We start from the raw sequence: 22,907 nt of genomic DNA, 5'->3' as shown, positions 1-22,907 counted from the left end.
GCTGTTCATCGTCGAGCACATCGCGGCTCGTCATGGCGGCGCCATCCGCGTCGACTCAAAAGAAGGAGCCACCATTTTCGTGTTCTCGATGCCCGTCTCGCGAACCTGAGCGTTTCGCGTTTCGCTCAGCTGTGGCCGACTCCGAGTAGGCGCGACGGCTACTTTCCGGCCACGGCGGCTTGCCTCGACCCGCGGCGCGCCTTGGCCCATTCTCGGGCGTCGGGGCACACGAGATCGATGATGGCCGCCAGATCGGGCGGCGAGATCGGCTTGCCGGCGAAGGCGTCGAAGCCGACGGAAATCGCCTCCGCGCGGATTTCCGACGCGTCCAAGGCTGTGTGGGCGATCAGCGCCGCGTCATGACGCAGAAGCGCGCGCATGCGCCGGCCGATTTCAATTCCGTGCACGTCGGGCAGGGAGATGTCCAAGATGACGGCGTGGGGCCGCCAAGACTCGAAGAGCCGCAGCGCCTGCTCGCCGTTGAACGCGCTGCGCGCGTCGAAACATTTGAGCTCCAAGACGGCGACGAGGCTTTCGGCGATGTCTTCATAATCGTCGACGACCAGCACGCGGCGCCGTTCGATCGCGGGGCGAGTTTCGCTTGACCACCTCTCAAAGCGGCCGATCACTTTCTCCTGCGCGTCCATGGCGATTCCTCTTTCGGGCCGCTCGGGAACCGCTCGGCAAGATGGGCTGCAATCGCAACAACTGGGCCGCATTGTGTCCCGATTCTGTCGGGCGTGCCACAGAAAACGTTTGCGCGGCGCAGGGCTCGCGACCCAAGGGCGAGCCGCGGGCCCGTCGGGAAAGGCTTGCGCAAGAAAAAGGCTCAGGCGTCGCGGCTCGCGACAAATTCGTCGATCGCTCCCTTGGCCGCCTCGACGCCCTCGATCGCCGCGTCGAAGGTTTGAAACTTTTGTGCGCCGGAGCGGCCTGCGGCGGCGAGGCAGTTTTCAAGGCTCGCCGCTTCGCTGGCGCGGCCGCCTTCGACAAAAACAGAGAACGAGCCGTCTTTGTTGGGCGAGACGTGAATCAAAAAGCCGTGGCGCGCTTCGCGGTATTCGATCGACGAAGCCGCTTGGTCGGAGCCGCTCGTGGCGTGAGGCTGAGACTTCGTTGCCAGCGCCGGCTCGGCCGCGTGCTCTTGGATCAAAGGGCGAGGGCGCCGAAGCAAGCGGGCTGCGGCGCGCCGAAAAGCAGTGGAGCACATGGTTTTCTCTTTTCTTTTTGATTGGTCGGCGAAGCTTTGACGCCGGAAAATCCCCGCAGCGCGCTTCCAATGCTCTCGCGTCCCGCGGTGTCGGCAGAGTTCGCTTGCGCACGCGATCCGGCGACTAGAGCCGACGCTCAAACGCGCACAGGGAGAGCGGCGCCGCGCGAGTCGAGGCGCCGATTAAAGAAGCCGCCGCGCTTGCCGACACTAAGGCATGCGCACACTTCCCGCATGCCCGAGCCATCGAAAAGCATTAAACGAACATGAACGAGTCGAATTTTGATCTGCCGGCGTTGCTCGCCGAGCTGCGCGACGCCCGGGCGTTCGCGGAGCAATCCGCGCGCGAGCTTCGCGCGGCGGAGTTGAAAATAGAAGGTCTCCGGGCCGACGCGCTCGCGGCGCTTCGAGTCGCCAAGGGGCGCTCTCCGCCCGGCGCGCAGCGCGCGGGAGAGTTGGAAGAGGCGGTTCAACGCCTTGTGTCGCCGCGTTTTCAATCAGCCTCAGCGGCTCTTCGCGAGTGCGCGCGGGCGGCGGAAAAGCTTGAGTCGGTCGTCCAAGACGCGGACGCGAGCGGCGAGCAGTCCGGTGCGCAGGAAGCGGCGCGGCTCTTGCGAAATCACGCCGAGTCCCTCGGGGCTTTGCGCCAGCTTGCGCACGCGGCGGCGAAGAACAATCGGGAGACGCTCGCGAGTTTGCTCGAAGCTCGCGCAGCAGCGGCATTGATGTGACTTGTCCGATTTCTTGACTCGTCGCTCTTTTCGATCTCTTTTTCTGCTATACACCCGACTCACCTTTTCCCGGTGAAAATTCAACGGGCGCTCGCGTTTGCCAAAAGAGGGCGTTGGCGACGCGCGGCTACTTCACGACGAAATGCGCAAGCGCGGGTTGGATCTTTCCTTCGTCGTCGACGAGATGAGCGCCAACGCTCCATTCCATCAGCGAGATTTTTCGAGCGACCAAGCAAGCTGACCGCGCCGAGCGCAACGTCAACATCGGCGACGTCGCGCTGATCCCGCTAATTTTCAGGCGACTTGTTTCCAGAGAGTCAATGACGTCGCCTTGCTCAATTGCGCCGAGCTTGGCGTCGAACTCGAACGCTGTTCGGCCATCGCCTTGTCGACTTTCCGACCGAAACGCGATACGAACAATCGCAAGTTTCGTTTCGGACAAACCGAGCGCGGAAAGCCGCACGCGCAGCCACTCCCTGACTTCGCGGGCCTCGGCAACCATGTCGTCGCCGCGAATGTCTGGGAAGTCGCTGTCCGAGGCCTCAATCATCATCGCTTGCAGTGATGCGACACTGGCGCTCAGACGATCGACCGTCGAGACGATATCAGCCAAGCCTGCGGCGAATCCTTGTTCCAAGCGCTTCGCGATGGCGCTGATGCGAGCCTCTATTTGCGACAGATCGTCATTGCGGGCTGACGGCTCGGCCACGGAAGGCGCGTCGTGCGCCGGAACAAAGATTGGCGTCGTCGCAAGGTCAAGCGCTCGATCAATTGCTTGAATCGGCGAGGCGCCAGAGGGAAGGCCCTCCGCGATTTTTGCAAGCTGGGCGCGGCGCCTTTGCGTGACCCACACGCTGATTTGCTCCGTGGCCCATGGTTTCGAACTCTCACGTTCGCTCATCTCAGGCCTCCCTCAGCCTCGCTTTTATCGTCGTTGCTCCCATTCGCGCCCGAGCTCGTCGCTGCGGCGCGCCCACAGCCGGCGAATCGCCGCTTTCGCTCGATCGCTCAGCCGAGGCCGCAGCGGCGCCGCTCGCGCTAGCGAAACGGCGGTTGCGCTTGGCGTCGGCGGCCGATCCGCGCTTCGGCGCGACGCCGTGGCCCTCAGAGGATTTCCAGCCCGAGAAGCAGAAGCATTGAGGGTCGTGGGCTTTGCGCGGCTGCGGCTCGCCATTCGGCCAAGCGCGTCGATGATCGCCTCGCGATCGAGTTCGCGCGCTTCGTCGGGGAGATGTGATTCCGGATCTGCTCCCGAGACGGCCGCGCGGTCGACGTGCAGCGTGGTGGCGAAACGGGAGCGGCTCATTGCGACCAAAATCCATTCGCGATCCAGCATTTTGGGATTGGCGAGCGCGTGGACAGAATCGACCGTTCGGCCTTGCGCTTGGTGATTTGTTAGGCAAAGAGCATGGTCAAAGAATCCAAATGACGCCGGGATGCGAATCGTTTTTTCTCCGCGAGAATTCAAATCGTCCAGTTCGACCAAAAAGATCGCTTCGCCGCCAAGCTGTGTCTTCACGGCGATGACGCTCGCCGTGGAGCCGTTCGTCACGCCAAACGCCGGATCGTTTTGCGTGAAGACGATTCGCTCGCCGGGCGCGATTCGCCTCGACTCCTCAGAGCCGTCGCGCCGTTTGATCCGAACATCGACCCCTTCCTTGTCGGAAATCCTCCCGCACTCGCTCAGCCGCGCTCGCGCAAGCGAATTCAATGAAGCGACTTCCGCGCGAGTGCCAGCGATCATCGCTTTGGAGGATAGCGGCGTTTTGTCCTCCATCCATTCGCTCACCAGCGCATTGAGCGTCGCCTCTGGCCCGTCGCTCAGCCGCAATCGCCCGCGCGAGTCGAGAAGTCGAATGGCCTCGGGAGCGGCGCCAACGGCGAACGCCTTCACAGCGTCGCGCAGCCATTCGTGATCGAAGCGCGCTTTCCACGCAGCATAGCCTCGGCGAAGCGTGTCGTTGGCCGAGCAAAGTCTCTCGACGGCGATCATCTTTGCGTCGTCGGGCAGGGCGCGCAGCGCGTCAAGGCGGTCCGGGCTCAGAAGTCCGGGATCGACGCGATCGCTGGGTGAGCTTATTCGGGGGCGGCTGGCCAGCCACGCGAACAGCGGCTCGAAATCGGTCCGCTGCCGGCGTATCGTCGAGATTTCTGCGGCGCCGATTTCATGCGCCAAAGCCCGGAAGATGCCGCCCGCTTCAATGGGCTGCAATTGTTTGGAGTCGCCGACGGCGATCAGTTTCGCGCCAGCGCGCGCGACCGCTTGCTGCACGAGCGCAAATTCGCGCGAGCCGACCATGCCCGCTTCGTCGAGCACGACAATCGAGCGCTCGGTCAACGAAAGGCGCCCCCTCTCGGCGGCGAGCAAAAAGCTGGCGATCGTGCTCGACCGAATCGCGGTCTCGCGCGAGAGGTTGCGCGCTGCGGACGCGGATTGGCAGCAACCAAAAACAGCGAAGCCAGCTTTTGCGTATGCCTCTCCAACCGCTCGAAGCAGCGTCGTCTTGCCCGTGCCCGCCCACCCTTCGACGAAGGCGTGGTTTCCCGTCTCGCACCCAATGTTCAAGGCGGCCGCGCGCTGCTCGGCAAGCGAGACATCGCTTCCAATCTTGCGTTTCAGCTCCGCTTCCAGGGCGTCGAAGCGCTCGTCGATCAGCGCCGTCGGCAACCGATGCCGCGTGTCTGCGGAGCCGTCGCGCGCGCGCTTTACGACCTCCGCTTCCATTTCCATCGTGGCTTGCGTGGAGAAAACAGGGGCAAGCGTCTCCGTTTCGCCGAGCACTCGCACCGAGTCGGACGCCATCAGTCGCGCAAGCTCGTCGAGGCATTGCTCGGCCGTCAGCTTGCCCATCGCCGCCTCGCAAATCGCCGCCAGCGCGTCTTGCGGCGTCGCCAAGGACTGCGTCTTCATGATCGACGCGAGCAATCCCGCATGGTCGATTGAGAACCGCTCGGCATCAAGCGCGCCATTCGCCGACCGATCGGGCTTTGGATTTTGCGAACGCAACCGCGCGACGACGTCCGGCGTCATCCCCAGCGCCGCAGTCTTTTCGGCGAACAGCCTGAGCAACTCAGGCAAGGGCGGCTCGATTTTGGAGGAGCGAGTGTTGAGCGCCGCGACATCTTTGGCGGCGCTGGACGCTTGCCCCTCGACAGCTTTCGCGATCTGACGGCTCCGAGTGGACAGCGCGTCGCGCTGCTCGTCCGTCACGCCTGCGATTTTGAAATACGGGCCGTTGGGCTGGATATCGAACCCGAGAGCGGCTAGCCCAGCCGCAAGTTCGGCGCGGAAAAGAGCGCCGGTCGCCATTTTTCGCTCGAATTGAACCTTGTGCTCCAACGCGCTCCATTCGTCAGCGCCGGCCCGCTTGCCGAGATTGAACATGAATGCGTGGACGTGCAGTTGAGGGTCGCCCGATCTGCTGGCGAAATGCGTGTAGCAAGCGGCGACCGTCGCCTCCGCCTGTTTCTTGGTCCAGCCGCCATGGCCGTGGCGCGTCACCGCGCCTGACTCGGCGTAAGCCAACGCGGCGCCCACTGCGGAGCGCAGGCAATCAACAATCAGCCCCTGCGTCTCGCGATCGGCGGCGGCGAACACGATCGAGACATCTTTCGGGGCAGAAAATGTCATGTCGACGCCCATCACATGAGCGTCGCCGGCGCCCTGAACCAACGGCGCGGCGGTGAGCGGATGGAAGCCTCGCGACAAGCGTTCGACATGCTCGGCGAGCGCGGGGCCGGACTTTGACAGCCCCAGCGACAAGGGCCCAGAGCAGGCCCAAAACGGTTCAGAGCTCAGGCCCGAGGCGTCCGCGCCTCTGGCGTATGCGTCGAAATCTCGACGATCGCGCGTCGACGGAGCGCCAAGATAGAAGAGATAGCCGTCGCCGCCCTTCTTGGCTTGATTGACGGCCGAATTGATTTTGACGATCGAGAGCATGCCGATTTGGCGGGGAAAAACGCGGGGCGCTTGCCGCCCCGCGTTTGTTGAATCAGCGCATGCGCAAGGCGAACTCGTCGGCGCGCAAAGCGACGTAGTCCCGCGTTTGATCCAGGCAGCTGTGCCCCACAATGACCGAGATGTGGCGCTCCTCGAGCTCGCGATCATAGATGTAGAGCCGGCTGATGGCCTCGTGTCGAAGGTCGTGGAAGCGGAAGTTCGTGATAGCCGCCCGCTTGCAGATGCCGCGAAATTGCTGCGAACATGCCCCTGACGTGCCCATGCCCGGGAACACAAGATCGCTCGACGGATCCTTGATCAGCCGCAGTTGTTTGATCAACCGGCGCGCCCGCGCGCCCAAAGGAACGGTTCGATCTTGGCGCGTTTTAACGTTGCGCGCGGGAATGAACCAAGACATATTGGGTTCGTTGATGTCGCTCCATTCGGCGCGCAAAAGTTCTTGCAGTCGCGCGCCGGTGGCGATCGCCAGCCTGACCATGAGCCGCCACTGATGCCGTCGCGGCCCTTGCAGCGTGCGAAGCGCGCCAAAAAGCGCCCGCTCCTCGGATTTTTCCAAGCGCCGCTTTCGTTTGACTCGCCACCCCTGCGGGAGCATCGCGTTGCTGAACGGAAATTTCAGGCGAGGGACGTCAATTTCCTTCGCTTCCAGTCCAATGGCCAAGCGAATCATGACCAACTGATCCTTGATGGTCGAATAAGCGTAGGAACTGCCTTGCTGCGACGCAGTCGCGCTCACTTTCTCGATGAAGCGTTCGACCCAATACTCGCTGACGTCCGCGACGTTGGCGTTGCCGACGAGCGCAATCACGGATCGGGCGTTACGCTTGTGCCGCGATTTGCACTTCCTTTCTGACAGAAAGTGCTTGGCGAGCAAGTCGCCCAAAGAGCATTTGAGCAGATCGTCGATTGTGCGCGTCTCCGGAGTGATCGGCGTCGGCGTGGCGTATTTCTTCTGCTTGAGCACAAGCTCTTGCGCTTGCGCGAATTCCTCCGCTCGCGCCCGCGAATCGAATGTCTTGCTGATCCGCGGGAAGCCTTGGACGTAGACGAACGCTTGCCATGAGGTCGTTCCGTCTTTCAGGGGTTTTCTGAGGATGCTGGCCATTTGGTCTCCTTGTCGCGCATGTGCGCTTGATAGAGGGCGGCGGCCAAAGGATTTCGGACGCCGGACGGCGACGAGTTGCAATTGGTCTTCGATGGAAAATTGCAACTTGCGTCGCCGACGGCGCAGGTCATCTCGTAAACGACCCCGCCGCGCAAGGCCTCGCGGCTTGGCGGCGGAATGAACTCAAGGGACAGAAAAAGCCATTACCGGCGGCTTATTCCGTAGCAAATACGGAAACATTTGCCAGTAACGTGAGCAATTCAAGCGTTTCGCGGCGATTCAAGCCCCGATTGTCGGCGTACAGGACGTCAATCAAGCATGCGGAGCAGGGCGAGCAAGGGCGGCGGCGAGGCAGTGCAACGTTGCAATTCGGCCTATCTGCCAGACGAACGGTAGAGGCTCAATCCCGCATCAAGGCTAGCGACGAAGCGATGGCGTCCGATTCTCGCTGCGAGCCGCCCTACCATGTGATGGCGCGCCAGCGCCGCGCATGGGAGAGGGCATGAGCCACGAAACGCACGACAGCAAGCCCCGCGTTGAATGCGGCGCGCAAATGAAGAAAACAATCGTTGAATTGGAGCCAATGCTCAACTTCCTGCGCCGAGCGCATGGCGTCGAGTCGCTTTTTGTGAGAGTCAAATCGCTCTCGAAAATAATGGGCATTCCGCCTTCGACGATATACACGTTGATGCGCGAAGGGCGGTTCGAAATCCCGCATCGTGTCGTGGGCTCCGTGCCCATGGTGAGCGCGCTCGATCTCGCGGAGTGGCTTCTGCGAAGCGCCCCTGAGACAGAGGTCAAGCGCGATCGCGTCGAGCGCGCCGCTGACGAGGCCCGGCAGCCAGAGGTCGAGGTCGAGCGAACGACAGAAAGCGCGCCGGCGGAGGAAAGCGCCCGCGAGACGCGAAGGCGGCTTATCGCCGAAGCGATGCGCGTGTTGAATGGCGGCGGCGCCAAGTGAGAAGAGGAGAAGCGCCAAAGCATGCGGCGCGTCGAGCTTCGCCAACGCCCGACGGCGAAAAGGACGAGGCGGCGCTCGGCCGCCTCGTCCTAGTCTCCCCGCGCAGCCGCTTGGTTCAAGCCCTTCGACGGGGCGCGGCCGTCTTGATGGGCGGCTTCGAGCTGGCCCGCGACGCCTTTCGAATGCCACCGCACTTGCCGCCCAATTCGTCCGAAACCTCGCCTCGCACGACGGCCACCGCGTCTTTGAGCCGCCTTGTCGCGCGTTGTCGAGCGGCGTCAAACGCGGCCGCGCTCATGGAGTGCGCCGCGCAGGTTTCCCGCGGCGGGATGCCATGCAGCATGCCATCGATGGCCCGATGAGCCTCAGCGTCGTCGCCGAGGGCCGCGCGGGCGAGGCGCACGGCCGTCTCCGCGTCGCGCAGCTTCTCCAACGCAATCAAGCGCGCTTCGACGGGCGAAGCCAACGACCAAGATTGCCCGTCCGAAACCTCCGCTCGGGCCTCGATGAGGGGATCGGCCCATGCCAGCTTGTTGTCGGGCCGCCCCCGATCGGCCTCCGCCACCGAGCGCATGGCCAAGCACATGAAGATTGAGAACGGGGCGCTCAGCGGCCATTTGCGGCTGCGCTCCAACGCTCGCGCCAGAGTCTCGTTGACGAGGTCGTCGGGCTCGAAGAAAGAGGTTCCTCGAATGTGCTTCCTCGCGAAGCGCCGCAAAACCGCTCGCTCTTTGTTGGTCAATTCTTCATAGGCTTCGATGATCTGCAAATTGGTGGCGTGTTTTGTCATGCGGCCTCGCTGGAAAGTTGAAGGGAGCGTCGCGTCAAGGCAGCGAACTCTGCTCGTCCACGACGCAAAGAGAGAGGGCGGCAACTTCCAGGCTTTCGTTTAAAACTCCAGTCCTTGGCGGACAAGCGGCGGCTTTCTTTCCTCTCGTCGGCGGGGCAAACGAAACGCGCCGCCCCGCCGCCCTCTATGGCTGTGATGCCATCAGGGAGGAAGCCGAGCGTGGAAAAATCATCAAGCAAAGCTCCGTCGTTCAAGACGCGAGACATGGGAGGGTGGGCGCTCGCCAGCGCGGCGTTGGGGGCGCTCGCCGGCGCGGCGGCGTTGTGGGCGGCATGGAGAGAGGCGCCGGGCATGCCATTGCCGATCGGCTCGTTAAGCGAGCATGCAGGGTATTGGGCCAAGGCGGCGGCGCATCGCGCCTTGCCGCTGCTCTTCAAGTCCGACGCCTTGTTCTATCGAGATTTTTGGCGCGAATTGCCAGCCGGCCAGAAATTGGGCGTCGAGCTCCGGCTGGCGGTCGCGGGCTTGGCCGCGTGCGCGCCAGCCGCTCTTCTGGCCAAGCCGTTTTTGACGGCGTCTGACGGAATGCTTTTCGTTCGCGGCGGAGTTCGCCACGAAGGCCGCGAAGCTTTGAGGGCGTTGCGCCGTAAATTCGCGGGCGAGAACGCGCGGTTTCCCGACCACGATTTGGCGCCGGAAGTCCCTTGGCCGTCGTCGATGTGGACGCGGCACACGCTGATTGTCGGCGGCGTGGGCGCGGGCAAATCCACGGTGATTCGCCCGCTGTTGCGCGCCATCGTCGAAGCCGACGAGCGCCTGATGCTTTTCGATCCGAAGGGCGAGTTCACGGCCGGCTTGGCCAAGCCGGCGATCATCGCGCCGTGGGACGCTCGGGGCCTCGCTTGGGACGTGGCGCGCGACCTGCGCAACATCCTCGACATGCGTCGATTCGCGGGCGCGATGGTGGCCGACAGCCATGACCCAATGTGGTCCAACGCGGCTCGCCAACTGCTGACCGGATTGCTTTTGCATCTGGCCGCGACTCGCCAAGCCGATTGGGGCTGGGGGGACTTGGCGAAGCTGATCGAGCTTCCGCAAGACGCGATGCTCTCCATCATGAAGTCCGTTCACCCCGAAGCGATCCGAGCGGTGGAGCGAGCGTCCGTCACCACGACTGGCGTGCTGATCAATCTCTCCGCGTTTTGCTCGCCCGTCTTTGACCTGGCTCAGGCATGGGGCGGCCTGCCGACGGAGCGGCGGATCAGCGTGATTGATTGGGCGCGAGGGAAGGCCTCGCATCGGCAGATCATCTTGCAGGGACACGGCGCATATGGCGAGCTGACCCGAAGCTACGTCGAGGGCATGACCGGCGTCTTCGCCGCGCACGTCAACAGCGTCGAGATGACCGATAGCTCAACGCGAAAAATCTGGTTCGTCGCCGACGAGTTCGCGCAAGCCGGCAAGCTTCCGGTGCGAGCATTGTTCGAAGTCGGACGCTCGCGCGGGGTGCGGTGCGTCATCGCGTGCCAAGACTTCGCGCAGATCGAAGAAGTCCACGGCGAGAAATTCACCCGCGCTCTGCTCTCCATGTGCGGCTCGTTGATCGTCGGGCAAATCGCGCCCGGCGACACGGCGGACCAGATTTGCCGGGCGCTCGGAAGCCGCGAGGTCGAGCGGCCCAACGTGTCGCGCTCGCGCGGCGCGGGAGGCGAAAGCAATTCCGTCTCGCACGCCCGCGACCACGTCCCTTTGTATGTCCCGTCAGAGCTCGGATCCCGCTTCGGGCCGCAGCCAAAAGGCCGCGGCGTCAAGCTTCTCCTGTTCGCGCGCGGAGAGGCCTACGAGTTGCGCTGGCCGCATTGCGCGCTGCCGCGCTCGCGCCAACCCCACGCGCCGGCGCATTGGTTGTTGCGGCCGCCGCCGCTCCGCCTCGCGCCGGCCAACAGCAAGGCGACAAGCCTCGCCGCCCAGATTGCAGGGCTCGACTCGCAAGAAACCTCACTTGGCGATCCGCGCGGCTCGGCGGAGCGCGCGACCGGAGGAGGATTGGCTCGATGACTTCCGACCGCGACATGAATGAAATTGCGGAGCCACGTCAAGGCGCCAACGAGGCCGACGGGATCGCGCAAGGCGTCAACGAAGCGGCTCGATCGTCGAAGACGCGCGTCAAACGGTTTTCAGCGCCGCCCGACGATCGCACGCCGCAGGAGGTCGAGGATGACGAGCAAGCCGAGGCGCGGCACTGGCAAGATTGCCTGAGGGAGGGTTATGAGGCCGCTCGCGAACATGCTGAGACCGCGCGAAATCGTTCATGGGCGAGGCGGTTGCGGCGCGCAATGCGCAATCTCTTTCGCTGAGCGACCCGCGCATTTGCACGGGTCTGAATCCAGTTCTTGCGACAGCCGCGCTCGGCTGTCGCTTGTTGCCGAAGCAATCAAGCGCCCGTCGAGCTCTCCTCGAACAAATGCCCAAGACGATTGCCTGCGATGAATACGCCGACGACGACATTCAGCATAAACCCGTAGAACCAGCACTGTCCGTAGCTAATGCGGTTGTGCTCCATGAAGACAGGCAGCGCGATGGCGAACAAGCAGATAAACGAGCCAAGCAGGAGCCACAAAAAGTCTTTCCCTCGCTGGCCGCTGCGAGCAAAGATGTTCACCGAAAACCAAATAAAGAAACCCATGCCGAACAGCAAGTTGAGAATGGGGATCGACATGAAGATCACGAACATTGCGATCAGCGCAACTTTCGAGAACGCTTTGCCGCGTTGAAGTTGCGATGCTTCGCTTGCCAGTTTTGCGTTTGCCATGGAATGCTCCGAGTGGATTTCGGCTTGCCTTTCGGCGAGCCGTCGATTTCAATGAATGTCAGCAATGAGCGCTTCGCTTTGATCGGCAATGCGGACCGCGACCACTTTCGCGACGATGTCCTTGCGCGCGGCGTAAGAGACCGTGTCGGCGGCTTTAAAGTAGACGTCGACGTTGATCGGCAACCGGTCTCCGGCGGCGGCGACCTTGGCTTCGAGCGCGCGAGCCTTCTCTTCGGTCTCAGGCGCGACTGACTGGAACTTCGGATCGCCCCGCATGACGACGCCATAAAATGATGCGTCGGGGAGGCCAAGCCGCGAGTTGCCGTCCATGCCGAGGTTGAGGATGGGGAAGGCCTTCGTCTCGGCGTTGTAATGCCCAAGGGCCGCGGTCGCTTTAACCACGAAATACGGCGACGCCAACTCGGCTTTCTGCTGCGCCTCGTATTGGGCTTGAATGCCTTTGATCAAGTCCTGTTGCTTGAACGAATCCGTCGTCGACCGATAATCAGCGTTGAAGTCGCGGGCGAGGTCTGACACAGGCAGCGCGGCGCCATTCAAGCCGTAGTAGAGAAGCGCCACTTGCAAGCCGCTTTGCACCGTCGGATAGGAAGAGAGCGAGATTGATTTGTCGATCGACGCGGCGGACAAGTCGGCTGTGCACGGTCCAATTTGCAGCGAATGATTCGTCGCGGATTCCATGATGGCATGAGCCTTTTCGGCGGTCGTGGCCTCGACAGATTCTTCATTGAGCGATACTTTCTTCATGCCGAGCTGTGGCCGATCTTCTGCTCGAACGTTTGTGCCGCGCTGACCGACATCAGGGTAAATGAACACGCAAACATAGGGCTTCTTCGAGCCGGCGTCGGCGGCGATCGCGGCCTTTCCCGCTTCGTCATTCCAGTCGGTCGGGCCGGGCTTGCGGGCTTGCGCAGACGCGGAGGGGGCTTCGTTTGCGCTTTCGGCGGGCTTCTTAGAGCATCCCGCGACAATGGCGATGGAAGCGAGGGCGATCGTCGCGATTGGTTTTATTCGATGGTTCATGACGTTGTCATTTGCTGGGTTTGTTGATCGGCCGATCACTTGTCGTTCGCGCGCGTCGGCGCATAGCGAACGAGCTCATACCGAGTGGAGGTCGGCGCGGCGTTCTTGTTGTTCGGATAGTCATTGAAGCGTTGCTTGACGATGCGGCCGACGCTCGGCGCATACCAGTCGGTTTCTCTGGCTCGACCGGCGTCGCTGCCGGCGGCGACGCCGGTCCATGCGATCGTCGATTCAACGCGAAAGGCGTCGAACACGCCGGCTTCGGTCGCGACTCGCTCAAACGAGACGACTTTCGCTTCGCGATGGTCTTTGGCCGTCCAAGCTCCGCTCGAATACAAATAGTCCGCGGCCCACGATTTGCCCACGAAGAGCGGGAATCGAAGCGCCTGATTGCTCGGCGTGAACAAGGCCTCGGGGCCGCGAACCACGCACGCGTTTTCATCGAGCTCGCCGACGCCCGGCGAGCCCTTGACGATCACGCTGACAATGGCGTGGCCCTTCTCGACGCGCTCCACTCTTTGCGAATATCCGCCGCTCTTTCCCGCGTCGAGCTCGTTCACGAACGAGAACGACCACGCTTGGCCAATCTGATAAACCGGGGCGTCGGCGCGCGCCGACGGGACCGAGGCGGGCAGCGGGGGCGGCAAAACCGGCTCCGGATTCGCGGCGCACGCGGCGAGGCTCGCGCACGCGAGCGCGACCATGGCTCTCATGTCTGTCATTGTGCTTAGTTAAAGACCGGTGGCAAGGACGGGCCGCCCGGCGCGCGCAGCGACTTCGCGGAGCTGGCGGCGACAGGCGTCGGCGACGTGTTCGACGACGTGCCATTGGCGCCCGTTGTGAACGACCAGCTCACCGAGAACGGCGTGGCCGTCATGATCGACGTGTTCGTCAGCGAGCCCGTGACCGCAACCTTGTAGGTCGTGTTGTCAGCCAGGACCGTCGGCGACACGCAAACCGCCAGGCGGGTCGACTCGTCGCTGTTGCTGTTGTCCGTCTCGTCGCACGGCACGTTGTTGCCCGCCGCGTCCGTGATCGTGAAGACCACGTTCGAGAACGCGCCGTTGCCCGCCGCGCTCAGCGTGATCGGGTAGCCAACATATTTGCCGGCCAGTTCCGGATGGTTCTTCGCGATCGGGTTTGGCGTTTCGATCGCTTGCCATTGCGGCTTGACGTTCGTCTGGCCGTCATACGGGTAAGCGACCAGCTTGTTGTCCGGCGTGGAAGCGACGTAGTCGACGAAGTCGGCCACGAACGTCGAATACTTCAACGGATCCGTCGTCGTCACGTCGCCCATGCCGACGCCCGTCGTGTCGAACAGGTAGATCGAGCGGTGGAACGGAGCGTCGAACAGGCCGTCGATCGCTTGCGTCGAGCTCGCGAAGCCCGTGGCCGTGCCCGGGAAGCCCGCGGCAATTTCGCCCGTCGAGTTCGTGTTGTAGCCAGCGGCCGCGACGCGGTCCGAGGGCGTCACGCCCGTGTAATCCGGCTGGCCTGCGACTTCGTAGTGGCCGACGATGCCCGTGTCTTGCATGTTCTTGGCGTGATTCAGCGCCGCGACGCCCACAGCCGACACATACTTGAGCGCCGGCAGGCCGAGCTGAGCGCGCATTGCGTTGGCGTAGGCGAACGAGTCGTTCACGACGTCGCCCGTGGTCGTCAGCGAAGCGGCTGAGGCGCCAGCCGGCGTCAGCAATGAGATCGCGGCCGGCGTCGTCGCGCCGGTGCTCGTGCCTGTTCCAGTGTTGGTGTTCGAGCCGTCGTTGTTGCCCGTCGAGCCGTTGCCCGAGGTCGCGGTCGTGGCGGCTCCGCCGCCTCCTCCGCCGCACGCGCTAAGAAAGACGGCCGCGATTCCGGCGCAAAAAATTGTTTTTTTCATTGTTTCCTCGTTTCGGCTAGGCCGGGGTTTTTTTAGTGGTGGCGGGGCAGATCGCCCGGCGCGCAAAGTCTAGCGCGTAAAACTACGATAATCGTAGTATCGGAGAATTAAACACGCAACGATTCTCGTAGTCCGGTTGCAACAGGACTCTGAAAATGCGTGTCGAAAAACGCCCCACGGTTTGGGGGCTTCGCGTCAAACAAGCGCGCGAAAGGCTCGGGCTTTCCCAAAAGTCGCTTGGCATAAACGCGGGGCTTGACGAATTTGTGGCCAGCGCTCGAATCAATCGCTATGAGCAAGGCGTCCACAAACCCGACGAGGCATTCTCGAGAAAGATCGCCGAGATTCTTCAAGTGCCAGACGCCTTTCTTCACGCAGAGGATGACAGCCTTGCCTTGCTGATCGCTATCTGGGGTGTTTTGCCTGACGAGCGGCGCGAGCGCTTGACGCGCTTCGCGATCGAGCTTTCCCAACAGCCCAGGAGAGGCGGACATCATCCCGCCCCCAAAGCGCCTGATCCGGAGGCCTAGCCTGATCGGACTCGATCGCGTCAAGCGCGCGCGGCGGCTCGGGTCGCGAAGCGATGCTTTGGCCTCTGGGGAGCGCTGCCCGCCCTTGGCTGAAGCCATGTCGTTTTGTTGCGGAGCCACTTCAATCCTCGACGGTTTTTTTGCGCGCGGGCAAGCGCCGCGCTCAATGGCCTAATCATCGACAGTGAGCGGCGAATCCTGCCGGCGATGCGTCCATAAAAAATTGACAGATCGTCCAAAGGGCCCGCTTCGAGCCATTTGGCCGCTTTATTGGCTGCGACTGACGCCTCCGGCGGACCTGACCGCGGCTATCATTCGGCAACTTGCAGAAGCGAGAGGGGGCCGATGCCGCAGCACATTCGTTTTGAAAGCGCGCTGTTCAGAGAGGGCGACGCGGAGGAGATTTGGCGGGAAGCGCTGCGCCCGATGTATGACGTCAAGCGGCCTAAAGGCGTCGGCTTTTCGGCAAGCGTCGAGACGTGGGATTTGGGGCCGATTTTGTTGACCTTGCACTCAGCGCGCGGCGAGGTTCAATTTCACCGGTCGCGAAAGAAGATCGCGCTCTCGGGGGTCAACCAGTATCTTGTTCATTGCCTGATCGGCGGAGCCTTGACTTCGGAGTTCGCGGAGGGCCAACAGAAAGTGCCTTTGAACTCGGTGGCCATCCGCGATCTTGCTGTCGAAAACGTGGGATTCGCGGTCGACGCGCCGATGATCACGCTGAGCGTGCAACGCGCCGCGCTGGATCGGCGGCTGCCGGAAGGGTCAAGAATCCACGGGGCGGCTTGGGACGCCGACGATTCGATCGGGGACCTGCTGGCGTCGCACATGCGCTCTCTCGCGCGGCTCGCCGCGCGGCTGTCGACGGAGCAAACGCCGATTGCGGCCGCGGGGACCTTGGATCTGCTGGCCGCCTGCCTGTTGCCCAAAGCGCAGGAGAGGGTCGCTCAGGGCGACCCGCGCTTGGCTCCCATGCTGCGGGCGCAAGCCGAGTCCTACATTGAGCGACACCTGCTGGACCCGGACTTGAGCGCAGCGGCGCTGTGCAAGGCGCTGGGCATCTCGAGGACCGCGCTCTATCGGTTGTTTTCAGAATCGGACGCGGCGGGAGGGGTAGCCAAGCGAATCAAAGACCGAAGGCTGGACGAGGCGTTGCGACGATTGGCCGATGTTCGGCATGCCCGCGAAAGAATCGCTGAAATCGGATATTCCGTCGGCTTCGCGAGCGACTCGGCGTTCAGCCGGGCATTCAAGGAGCGTTTTGCCTGCACGCCCAAAGACGCCCGCGAGGAGGGTTTCGCGAAGCGACGCGATGTCGAGGCGACCTTGACCGGAGATTTGGTGGAACTGCACCAGCGCAAGATCAAGGGTTTAAGCGGCTCTTGATCTCTTGAAGCGACATGCGAGGGATTGAGGGCGTGTTTTGTGGCAGACGCAGAAGCGTCGCGTCTGCCAGCGAACTTGTCGCCTCGAACGTCGAAAAGGTCCGTTTGGCCTGGGCGAGTCGCCGCTGTCGGGCGTCAATCCAAGGTTGCGTCGGGCTTGCCGAGCCACGGCAGGTCGATCGGCGAAATCACGAATGCAAGCTCCGGCGCGTCTTCGGTTTTCGGTTGCGTCCAAACAAGGCCAGACCGCAGCTCGTCGCGCTCGGGAAGCAAAAAGACGCGCGGCCTTTGCTTGAAGTTGCCGTTCCATCCCGCGGCTCGGGCTGTGTCGAGCGCCCATTGATATTCAACTTCGAGGACGCCAATTTCCGCGCTGTTTTCCTTTCGCGCGAGTTCGCGCGCTTCGTCAAACATCGGCATCCACCCAAAGTTGCTGTGAGAAAGCTCTTCAAGAGCGTAAGCGCGCCACGACATCGGATTCCTTTATCTTTTAAGCGCGCGCCGAATGGCGCGCTTCCTGAATGTCGGACGCGCGCCGCTTTTCTTGAGCCCCTTGGCGGCTCGAAAGCCAAGAGAACGCCGTTTTGACGGCCCGCGTAGCTTTCTTGATTTATGGCTCGCCGATGCTCGTCGGCGCAACAAAGGGCCGCCAAAGCGGCCCGCCGCAATGACTCGCGGGGGCAGGGGCGCCGCGCAGCGATGCGGAGCGCGCATTCTGCCATATCTTCACATCGAAGGGCTTCGACGCGTCGAGGGCGAGGCACAGCGCGGATCAGCGGATCAATGCGCGCTGTCGATGCGGCCGGCGACGGCTTCCCTGAAAAGAGCGCAGGCGACGTTGAGGGCCGCGATGGAGTCTCGAAGCTCGTCGGCGTGGGCCGGCGACAGGCGCGCTGGACTGAGGAAAGGCTCGACGGCCCCCTTCGCGCGCGCGACGGCCGCGAACTCGGGAAAAGGCCGCCTCGCCTCGCCGCCGCTGGCGCCGTCGTCGGCGCAATGGCTCAGTCGCGCGAACAGTTCCGGCAATATCCAGTGGGACGCCGCGATTGAGTCCATCGCGTCGGCGAAGCGGGTTCGGCCTTCGCAGACGCCCAAGAGCATCTGGCAGACGCCCAGAAAACGTTTGCTCCACGCGTCGAAAATATCCAACGTTTCGCGAAGAGCGCACGAGTCGTCCGCGTCGCAGGCGGCGAGTCGCGGGAAGCCAGACCGGGCTTCGCGCGCCGGCTGAGCGCAAATGGCTTCCGAGGGACTCTCCAAGGTCAGGCGGCCGCTGAACAATCGCGGCCAGCGGTGGGGCTGGGCCATGGTCGCGCTCCGGGGTCATTTCGTCTAAGCATACGCTTCCGAAGCCGACGATTGTTTTAAGGATTTCACGGAGGCGGGGCGCGTTCGTCTCGCCGCGCTGCTCGAGCGTCGGGGGCTAGGCTGACGTGCGAGAATAAAGCGCGATCATACAAATGGCCTCATCGATGGCAAAAGACTCAAAAGCCAAAGCCAGAGCCAAAACCAAGCCGGGCTTGGCGAAGCGCGTCCGACACAAAAAGGCGTTGTTTTTGCCGCTCGACACGGCTGCGGCGAACCGCATTTCGCTGCGCTCTTGGACCGCTCTTCAGCGCGCGCGTGACGGCGACGCAGACAACGAGGCCGCCCTCGCGCTCGCGCACGCGGCGATGGTGGCCGCCCGCGTCGCCGAGCAGGGATTCGGCGAAGTGGACGGCCCGGCGATGGCGAAGGCGAAATCCGGGCTCGCGGACCTTATCGACCGCGGGTGCGCGAGCTGCGACTGGCGTTTCTCCGCCGAGCTGTTGGACGCGCTCGTCCCCGTGCTCGATGAGCATTGCCGCCAGCTTCGGCAAGTGAGGATGCTTGCGCTGGTCGAAGCGAACGAATGGCTTGAGGCGCGTTTGGAAAAGGGCGCGCTAATGTCCGAATTGTTGACGGACAAGGCTCAAGGAAGAGGGATCCGGGCCGTTGAAAACGACAGCAGAGTTGCGGGCGCCAGCGAGTCGGCGGACGGCGCAAAAGAAACGCCGGCGGCGCCATTGGGCATGGATGAGCAGAATCGAGAGCAAAAGTGAACATGGGCGGCGAGCAGCAGCGCGCGGAGGCGCGATACCAAGAGTTCCTGGCGACGATGGCGGCGCAGCGGTATTTCCTGACGATCGCCGAGCAGAAGGCCGCCCACGCGTTGCTGGCGCAAGGGTTCGGGTTCGTCGAAGTCGCGGCGCTGCTAGAAGCGTCGCCTTGGGTCGCGTTCTACCGAGAATGCCTCAGAGTCCATCGCCTGCCCGAGTGTCCTCAAACGCGTGAGGCCTTGCGAGAATCCTTTGATCTTGGGGAGCCGATCGCCGTCGCGGCGGAGCGCGCCTTGGAGGCCGTGCGACGACACGTCCAATCAATGGACAGGTCCCCAGTGGGACACCCGGCAGCGGGGGCAGCGACGATCAAGGCGGCTGCCATTGAGTTCGAGATTGAGCTCTTCGGCCGAAAATACGTTCGCAAGCAACGGTGGCCGGTTTGGATGAGCCAATTGATTCTAGGCAACGATCGTCAATAGCCCGCTGGGGAAGGTCGCGACTGCAGACCGCGCGTTCAAACGAAATTGCCTTTGCGGTGAGAATGCGAAAAGGACATTGCCTGGCGAATGCATCATTCGCTCGCCGCAGCCACCGCATAGCTTAGCGCAATCGCTTGTGCGCCGACGAGCTTGACGATTCAATTCTCGCAAGCGGGCTCAGCCTGAACCTGCCTTTTAGGGGGTGTGTCGGATCGATTCATGTGGTCAATGGACTGCGCTAGGCGGACGCATAATTTGCTGGTTGATCCGCAGTCTGCTGCTGATCACCCCAGCGGCGGAGCCCAGCTCGCTAACCAGAGCGAAAAAATTACCAAACCTTTGCGCCAACGGCTGCGACGTGGTGGAATAGCGACCGGCGCATCGTCCGACAAAAGACGCGCGCAAAAATTAAGTCAACGAGAGAACTTGGCTGCGAGGGGCTTGCATGACGAACGAAACAAAAACACTTCAGCTGCGGCGCATCTACTTGGACAACGACAATCCACGGCACGACCCGATCGATAATGAGCCGGAGATTGTCGCCTATCTTGTGGCGCGAGAAAAAGTGAAGGAATTGGCGGCAAACATCGCCGAGCGCGGGACAAGTCCGCTTGAGCGACTGGCGGTGGTCCCTCATGGAGTGGCGAAAAATGCTTTCATCGCCGTTGAGGGAAATCGGCGCCTCTGCGCACTGAAGCTTCTTTCCGACCCTGAAAAGGCGCCTGATGGACATAGGACATATTTTCGGGAGTTGTCCAAGAAAGCATCGCCGCCGGATGCCATTGACGTAGTGGTTTTCAATGACCGCGATAGCGCGAGACAGTGGATTGAGCTGCGACATGAAGGAGCTCTCAATGGAATTGGAACGCGACAGTGGAACGCGACGCAGAAAGCGCGTTTCAACGCCCAAGGCAGTTCAACAAGCAACCCGAACGCGCAAGCCCTTTTGATGGTCGAATACGCTGAGCGGCGCGGGCTCATTTCCGCCGCTGAGCGCGCGGCTTTGAGTTTGACGACTCTGACTCGCTTCCTGTCGAACCCGGTGTTTCGCAACGTCCTCGGGTTGGCGTCGGCCAAAGATTTATCAGCACTCGTCCCGCAGAGCGAGTTCGATCGAGGCGTGGAGAAATTCCTGCGGGATGCGTTAGAAGGCAAAGAGACCGGCGTCCATTCCCGAACAACCAAGCAAGACCGAGAAGACTACGGCCGAAAGCTCCAAAAACAAGGGGTGGCGCCCAGTTCCCGCCTGAGCGAGCCGGTCTCCTTTCCAGACAAAGCCCCCTCAAAGTCGCTTGAGTCCCGACCCAATGCGCAGACTGCCTCCACGCCTCGGCGCGACAACAAGAGCCCAGACAAACGGTCAAAAGTCATCCCTTCTCGATTTACAGCCCGAATATCCGACAAGGTTCTAAAACGGCTTTATGACGAGCTGAAAACACTTGATGCGGATGAATATTGTTTTTCGTGCGCGTATTTGCTCCGAGCGGTTTTGGAGCAAACGGTGCGGTTGTTTCTGAAAAAACGCGGGAAGGGCAATACCGCCGAGCTTCATGTTTTGCTTGGACGCGTGGCGGATCTTTTGCAAAATGATGACGGGTTCTCCGCTCCGCAGGTCAAGTATCTCCGGACGATGGCAAGCGATCGCGACAGCAAGGCGTCTCCTGAAACTCTCGGCGCTTTTATCCACGGCAGTCAGATACCGACATCGGTTGAACTTGCCAAGGCTTGGGACAATCTGAGCGAAGTCTTGACTTTCATCTTCAATGAACTTGAAAAGTCAAACAACGCAAATTAACGCAAATACATGGCCTACACCGATTCAGCCCTCCGTTACCCCGGAGGAAAGACGCAACTGGCGCCAGTCGTGATCGATATCATGCGAGCTAACGACTTGTTTTATGGGGATTATGTCGAGCCGTTTGCAGGAGGCGCGGGGATAGCTTGGCGGCTTCTGCTAAACGACTACGTTGACAATGTCCACATCAACGACCTTGACCCGGCAATTCACGACTTTTGGTGGAGCGTCTTGAACAGAACGGACGCCTTGTGCGAATTGATTGAATCGACCCCGGTGACGGTCGATGAATGGCATCGACAACGAGCAGTTCAAGAGAACAAGCGCGCCGCGAGGCTTGCGCGAGGATTTTCGACGTTTTTTCTCAATCGGACAAATCGCTCTGGCATCATTCGCGGCGGAGTTATCGGCGGCCTTGAACAAGCAGGAGAATATAAAATTGATTGTAGATTCAACAAAAGCGAGTTGATCCGAAAAATCAAAAGAATCGCATCGCAAAAGGCGCGCATTAATTTGTCTCAGTTGAATGCGCTCAATTTTTTGCAGGAAAGGTTGCCGAATATTCCGGACAATTCGCTTGTCAATCTGGACCCGCCGTATTATGTGCGAGGCCCCGAGCTTTATCGAAATCACTACACGCACGACGACCATGCGGATTTGGCGCAAGCAGTTCGAACGATCCGACAATCATGGATGGTCACTTATGACGACACTCCGCAAACCCGAGCGCTATATGAAGACTTGCCCGTGTTCGCCCATTCTCTGAGCTACACGGCCCAGGTCAAGCGAGTGGGGGCTGAAATCGTCGTGCTCGACCCTCGTTTGACCGCTCCTTTGGCGCTTGCAGACTTCGGCCAGATTGCAGCTTGAAGGTTTCTGCGGCGCACCGATGGGTCGCCCGTCGCGATCAAGGGCGAAGGTTTTCCACCAACCAAGCGCTCCACTGCCCGCGAGAGTAATGCAGCCCGCTTAAATCCAATCCCGCATAGCGCAAGCGCGGAAGGACGAGCTCTGCGAATTGCGTGGGAGTGTATTTGACTTTGTAGCGAGAAGCGCCCATGGACTCGGGCTTGTGGCCGATCCACTCGTCAATCTGAACGGGATTGGCGTCGTTCGCGTGAAGCGTCGTCTCGACGGTGTCGCGGAAGCTATGGAACACTTTCCTCCGAGATTGGTGGACGCCGACGTCAAGCAGGTGCTTCTCGTTGAAATCACGGCTGATGTATTTTTCGCGCTTGCCCATAGAGTCCATCGGCAGATGCGGGAAGAGCCGAGTCCCGCCCACGGTCCGGACGTCTTCAATGTAGTCGAGAAGGCCGACGCGAATAAGCTCGGGATGGATCGGAATCGTCCGCGTGGAGTCCGCGTTCTTCGTGCGGGTGGGGTTCTCTCCGCGCGGATCGTGAACGATGCGCAAGCACGGAATGCCGCCCACAGGCTCCAAGTCTTGGAGTCGCAATTGAGCGATCTCATTCGCCCGCGCGCCCGTGAACAAGGCAATAAGCGGCGCCCAAAACTGATGCGGCCGCTTCATTTTGTTGTATCGCTCCGGCTCGAAGATCAGCCGCAGCTCGTCCAGCGTGAACGCCTCGGCTCCCCCTTCGTCGCTGCGCGTCGGCGAAGGGCGAGCCACCCCTTCCAGCGGGTTTGGGCCAGCGTGCCGCCCGTTTCCCACGGCCCACTTCATGAACAGCTCCGAGGCGTTGATCTGTGCGCGAACGGTTTTCGGATGCAACGCCTTGCCGCCGGTCGTCTGAGTCAGCAATCCTTCGGCGTAGCGGATGCATTGGGCGCGCGCGATCGAGTGAACCATGGCGTCCGGGCCGCCCACGGACCGCGCGAAACCCGCCAACGCGGTTGCGTAGGCCTTGCGAGTCGAACCCGCTAGCGAGCCGAGATGCGACAGCCAAGCGGCGATAGCCTCGTCGAGGCGCTGCGGAACGTCGACGGGCGGGGACGGAGAGCGTGGCGCGAGTCCGATCGCGGCCGCCAGCTCGTCCCGCTCGGCCAGTTGCGCGGCCGTGGGCTCGCCCGCCATGCGCTGGCCGACGCGAACTCGGGCGCGCTCGATCATGCCGGAGAACTCGCGCAGCTCTTCGACCTCTCGCCCCGGCGTCGTCTCCAAGCGGTCTGCCGAAATGGAGCCG

23 protein-coding genes are annotated in these 22,907 nt (G+C 62.0%); 10 read left to right on the top strand and 13 right to left on the bottom strand.

The annotated features are described in order from the left end of the window. Nucleotides 1-158: 158 nt before the first annotated feature. The gene (locus P7F28_RS29925; RefSeq protein WP_277188661.1) at nucleotides 159-647 is read right to left on the bottom strand and encodes a PleD family two-component system response regulator; all 489 of its coding nucleotides are present in this window, start codon (nucleotides 645-647) and stop codon (nucleotides 159-161) included. 182 nt (nucleotides 648-829) lie between these two features. Further along, complete coding sequence (locus P7F28_RS29920) at nucleotides 830-1,153, bottom strand: hypothetical protein (RefSeq protein WP_277188659.1); 324 nt, start codon at nucleotides 1,151-1,153, stop codon at nucleotides 830-832. Between the two features lie 323 nt (nucleotides 1,154-1,476). Here P7F28_RS29920 and P7F28_RS29915 point away from each other — a divergent pair, with 323 nt between their 5' ends. After that, nucleotides 1,477-1,941 (top strand): hypothetical protein, encoded by a 465-nt coding sequence (locus tag P7F28_RS29915; protein WP_277188657.1) that lies wholly within the window; start codon nucleotides 1,477-1,479, stop codon nucleotides 1,939-1,941. 127 nt (nucleotides 1,942-2,068) lie between these two features. On the opposite strand, the gene P7F28_RS29910 is transcribed toward P7F28_RS29915, so the two are convergent. From P7F28_RS29910 to P7F28_RS29900, 3 genes are read right to left on the bottom strand one after another with little or no spacing between them, the layout of a single operon-like run. Continuing rightward, nucleotides 2,069-2,842: a hypothetical protein gene (locus P7F28_RS29910; protein WP_277188656.1), complete on the bottom strand. Its 774-nt coding sequence runs from the start codon at nucleotides 2,840-2,842 to the stop codon at nucleotides 2,069-2,071. Between the two features lie 24 nt (nucleotides 2,843-2,866). Further along, nucleotides 2,867-5,881 carry a MobF family relaxase gene (gene mobF / locus P7F28_RS29905; RefSeq protein ID WP_277188655.1) on the bottom strand — a complete coding sequence of 1,005 codons (3,015 nt, stop codon included), beginning with the start codon at nucleotides 5,879-5,881 and terminating at the stop codon, nucleotides 2,867-2,869. A gap of 52 nt (nucleotides 5,882-5,933) precedes the next feature. Further along, nucleotides 5,934-7,007, bottom strand: a complete 1,074-nt coding sequence (locus P7F28_RS29900; RefSeq protein WP_277188652.1) for a site-specific integrase — start codon at nucleotides 7,005-7,007, stop codon at nucleotides 5,934-5,936. 502 nt (nucleotides 7,008-7,509) lie between these two features. Between P7F28_RS29900 and P7F28_RS29895 the strand changes: the two genes are divergently transcribed. Beyond that, the gene (locus tag P7F28_RS29895; RefSeq protein WP_277188650.1) at nucleotides 7,510-7,968 is read left to right on the top strand and encodes an AlpA family transcriptional regulator; all 459 of its coding nucleotides are present in this window, start codon (nucleotides 7,510-7,512) and stop codon (nucleotides 7,966-7,968) included. 115 nt (nucleotides 7,969-8,083) lie between these two features. Here P7F28_RS29895 and P7F28_RS29890 read toward each other — a convergent pair whose 3' ends face one another. Continuing rightward, complete coding sequence (locus P7F28_RS29890) at nucleotides 8,084-8,758, bottom strand: hypothetical protein (RefSeq protein ID WP_277188649.1); 675 nt, start codon at nucleotides 8,756-8,758, stop codon at nucleotides 8,084-8,086. 219 nt (nucleotides 8,759-8,977) lie between these two features. Between P7F28_RS29890 and P7F28_RS29885 the strand changes: the two genes are divergently transcribed. Then, a complete protein-coding gene (locus P7F28_RS29885; RefSeq protein WP_277188647.1) occupies nucleotides 8,978-10,816 on the top strand; it encodes a type IV secretion system DNA-binding domain-containing protein in 1,839 nt (612 codons plus the stop codon). Next, entirely contained in the window at nucleotides 10,813-11,115 is a 303-nt protein-coding gene (locus tag P7F28_RS29880) for a hypothetical protein (protein ID WP_277188645.1), read from the top strand. The genes P7F28_RS29885 and P7F28_RS29880 overlap by 4 nt, the downstream gene beginning before the upstream one ends. A gap of 77 nt (nucleotides 11,116-11,192) precedes the next feature. On the opposite strand, the gene P7F28_RS29875 is transcribed toward P7F28_RS29880, so the two are convergent. From P7F28_RS29875 to P7F28_RS29860, 4 genes are read right to left on the bottom strand one after another with little or no spacing between them, the layout of a single operon-like run. Continuing rightward, nucleotides 11,193-11,570, bottom strand: coding sequence for a hypothetical protein (locus tag P7F28_RS29875; RefSeq protein WP_277188643.1), 378 nt, complete (start codon nucleotides 11,568-11,570; stop codon nucleotides 11,193-11,195). Between the two features lie 48 nt (nucleotides 11,571-11,618). Beyond that, entirely contained in the window at nucleotides 11,619-12,611 is a 993-nt protein-coding gene (locus P7F28_RS29870; RefSeq protein ID WP_277188640.1) for a hypothetical protein, read from the bottom strand. A gap of 35 nt (nucleotides 12,612-12,646) precedes the next feature. Continuing rightward, the gene (locus P7F28_RS29865) at nucleotides 12,647-13,315 is read right to left on the bottom strand and encodes a hypothetical protein (RefSeq protein ID WP_277188638.1); all 669 of its coding nucleotides are present in this window, start codon (nucleotides 13,313-13,315) and stop codon (nucleotides 12,647-12,649) included. A gap of 23 nt (nucleotides 13,316-13,338) precedes the next feature. Beyond that, complete coding sequence (locus P7F28_RS29860) at nucleotides 13,339-14,490, bottom strand: CAP domain-containing protein (RefSeq protein WP_277188636.1); 1,152 nt, start codon at nucleotides 14,488-14,490, stop codon at nucleotides 13,339-13,341. A gap of 155 nt (nucleotides 14,491-14,645) precedes the next feature. On the opposite strand from P7F28_RS29860, the gene P7F28_RS29855 reads away from it, so the two are divergent. Together P7F28_RS29855 and P7F28_RS29850 are read left to right on the top strand one after the other, a co-directional pair. Then, on the top strand, nucleotides 14,646-15,020 hold the full coding sequence (locus P7F28_RS29855) for a helix-turn-helix domain-containing protein (protein ID WP_277188634.1): 375 nt from the start codon (nucleotides 14,646-14,648) through the stop codon (nucleotides 15,018-15,020). A gap of 345 nt (nucleotides 15,021-15,365) precedes the next feature. Next, nucleotides 15,366-16,406: a helix-turn-helix domain-containing protein gene (locus P7F28_RS29850; protein ID WP_277188632.1), complete on the top strand. Its 1,041-nt coding sequence runs from the start codon at nucleotides 15,366-15,368 to the stop codon at nucleotides 16,404-16,406. Nucleotides 16,407-16,540: 134 nt separating this feature from the next. On the opposite strand, the gene P7F28_RS29845 is transcribed toward P7F28_RS29850, so the two are convergent. Both P7F28_RS29845 and P7F28_RS29840 read right to left on the bottom strand, forming a co-directional pair. Next, nucleotides 16,541-16,879 carry a hypothetical protein gene (locus P7F28_RS29845; protein WP_277188630.1) on the bottom strand — a complete coding sequence of 113 codons (339 nt, stop codon included), beginning with the start codon at nucleotides 16,877-16,879 and terminating at the stop codon, nucleotides 16,541-16,543. A 306-nt stretch (nucleotides 16,880-17,185) separates the two neighbouring features. Further along, nucleotides 17,186-17,713, bottom strand: coding sequence for a hypothetical protein (locus P7F28_RS29840; RefSeq protein ID WP_277188628.1), 528 nt, complete (start codon nucleotides 17,711-17,713; stop codon nucleotides 17,186-17,188). Nucleotides 17,714-17,877: 164 nt separating this feature from the next. Between P7F28_RS29840 and P7F28_RS29835 the strand changes: the two genes are divergently transcribed. The 4 genes from P7F28_RS29835 (at nucleotide 17,878) to P7F28_RS29820 (ending at nucleotide 21,630) form a co-directional block, all read left to right on the top strand. Continuing rightward, the gene (locus P7F28_RS29835; RefSeq protein WP_277188626.1) at nucleotides 17,878-18,486 is read left to right on the top strand and encodes a hypothetical protein; all 609 of its coding nucleotides are present in this window, start codon (nucleotides 17,878-17,880) and stop codon (nucleotides 18,484-18,486) included. Then, entirely contained in the window at nucleotides 18,483-18,965 is a 483-nt protein-coding gene (locus P7F28_RS29830; RefSeq protein WP_277188624.1) for a hypothetical protein, read from the top strand. The genes P7F28_RS29835 and P7F28_RS29830 overlap by 4 nt, the downstream gene beginning before the upstream one ends. 445 nt (nucleotides 18,966-19,410) lie before the next feature. Then, nucleotides 19,411-20,760 (top strand): hypothetical protein, encoded by a 1,350-nt coding sequence (locus P7F28_RS29825; protein WP_277188622.1) that lies wholly within the window; start codon nucleotides 19,411-19,413, stop codon nucleotides 20,758-20,760. 9 nt (nucleotides 20,761-20,769) lie between these two features. Further along, nucleotides 20,770-21,630 carry a DNA adenine methylase gene (locus P7F28_RS29820; RefSeq protein ID WP_277188619.1) on the top strand — a complete coding sequence of 287 codons (861 nt, stop codon included), beginning with the start codon at nucleotides 20,770-20,772 and terminating at the stop codon, nucleotides 21,628-21,630. Between the two features lie 37 nt (nucleotides 21,631-21,667). Here P7F28_RS29820 and P7F28_RS29815 read toward each other — a convergent pair. Continuing rightward, nucleotides 21,668-22,907 (bottom strand): site-specific integrase (locus tag P7F28_RS29815; protein ID WP_277188617.1); only part of this gene is annotated, 1,240 nt, incomplete at its 5' end.

It is taken from the genome of Caballeronia sp. BR00000012568055, from assembly GCF_029439455.1.
Classification (GTDB): Bacteria; Pseudomonadota; Gammaproteobacteria; order Burkholderiales; family Burkholderiaceae; genus Caballeronia.
Note: the sequence above shows the minus strand (reverse complement) of the source record. Positions and strands in the feature narration are given on the sequence as shown.

Excerpts from the sequence above, each read along its gene's own strand:
- P7F28_RS29890 (WP_277188649.1), bottom strand. The coding sequence starts at position 8,758 with ATGACAAAACACGCCACCAATTTGCAGATCATCGAAGCCTATGAAGAA.
- P7F28_RS29915 (WP_277188657.1), top strand. The coding sequence starts at position 1,477 with ATGAACGAGTCGAATTTTGATCTGCCGGCGTTGCTCGCCGAGCTGCGC.
- P7F28_RS29865 (WP_277188638.1), bottom strand. The coding sequence starts at position 13,315 with ATGGTCGCGCTCGCGTGCGCGAGCCTCGCCGCGTGCGCCGCGAATCCG.
- P7F28_RS29900 (WP_277188652.1), bottom strand. The coding sequence starts at position 7,007 with ATGGCCAGCATCCTCAGAAAACCCCTGAAAGACGGAACGACCTCATGG.
- P7F28_RS29845 (WP_277188630.1), bottom strand. The coding sequence starts at position 16,879 with ATGTCGTGGCGCGCTTACGCTCTTGAAGAGCTTTCTCACAGCAACTTT.
- P7F28_RS29925 (WP_277188661.1), bottom strand. The coding sequence starts at position 647 with ATGGACGCGCAGGAGAAAGTGATCGGCCGCTTTGAGAGGTGGTCAAGC.
- mobF (WP_277188655.1), bottom strand. The coding sequence starts at position 5,881 with ATGCTCTCGATCGTCAAAATCAATTCGGCCGTCAATCAAGCCAAGAAG.
- P7F28_RS29860 (WP_277188636.1), bottom strand. The coding sequence starts at position 14,490 with ATGAAAAAAACAATTTTTTGCGCCGGAATCGCGGCCGTCTTTCTTAGC.
- P7F28_RS29855 (WP_277188634.1), top strand. The coding sequence starts at position 14,646 with ATGCGTGTCGAAAAACGCCCCACGGTTTGGGGGCTTCGCGTCAAACAA.
- P7F28_RS29870 (WP_277188640.1), bottom strand. The coding sequence starts at position 12,611 with ATGAACCATCGAATAAAACCAATCGCGACGATCGCCCTCGCTTCCATC.
- P7F28_RS29895 (WP_277188650.1), top strand. The coding sequence starts at position 7,510 with ATGAGCCACGAAACGCACGACAGCAAGCCCCGCGTTGAATGCGGCGCG.
- P7F28_RS29835 (WP_277188626.1), top strand. The coding sequence starts at position 17,878 with ATGGCAAAAGACTCAAAAGCCAAAGCCAGAGCCAAAACCAAGCCGGGC.
- P7F28_RS29880 (WP_277188645.1), top strand. The coding sequence starts at position 10,813 with ATGACTTCCGACCGCGACATGAATGAAATTGCGGAGCCACGTCAAGGC.
- P7F28_RS29820 (WP_277188619.1), top strand. The coding sequence starts at position 20,770 with ATGGCCTACACCGATTCAGCCCTCCGTTACCCCGGAGGAAAGACGCAA.
- P7F28_RS29875 (WP_277188643.1), bottom strand. The coding sequence starts at position 11,570 with ATGGCAAACGCAAAACTGGCAAGCGAAGCATCGCAACTTCAACGCGGC.
- P7F28_RS29840 (WP_277188628.1), bottom strand. The coding sequence starts at position 17,713 with ATGGCCCAGCCCCACCGCTGGCCGCGATTGTTCAGCGGCCGCCTGACC.
- P7F28_RS29825 (WP_277188622.1), top strand. The coding sequence starts at position 19,411 with ATGACGAACGAAACAAAAACACTTCAGCTGCGGCGCATCTACTTGGAC.
- P7F28_RS29910 (WP_277188656.1), bottom strand. The coding sequence starts at position 2,842 with ATGAGCGAACGTGAGAGTTCGAAACCATGGGCCACGGAGCAAATCAGC.
- P7F28_RS29850 (WP_277188632.1), top strand. The coding sequence starts at position 15,366 with ATGCCGCAGCACATTCGTTTTGAAAGCGCGCTGTTCAGAGAGGGCGAC.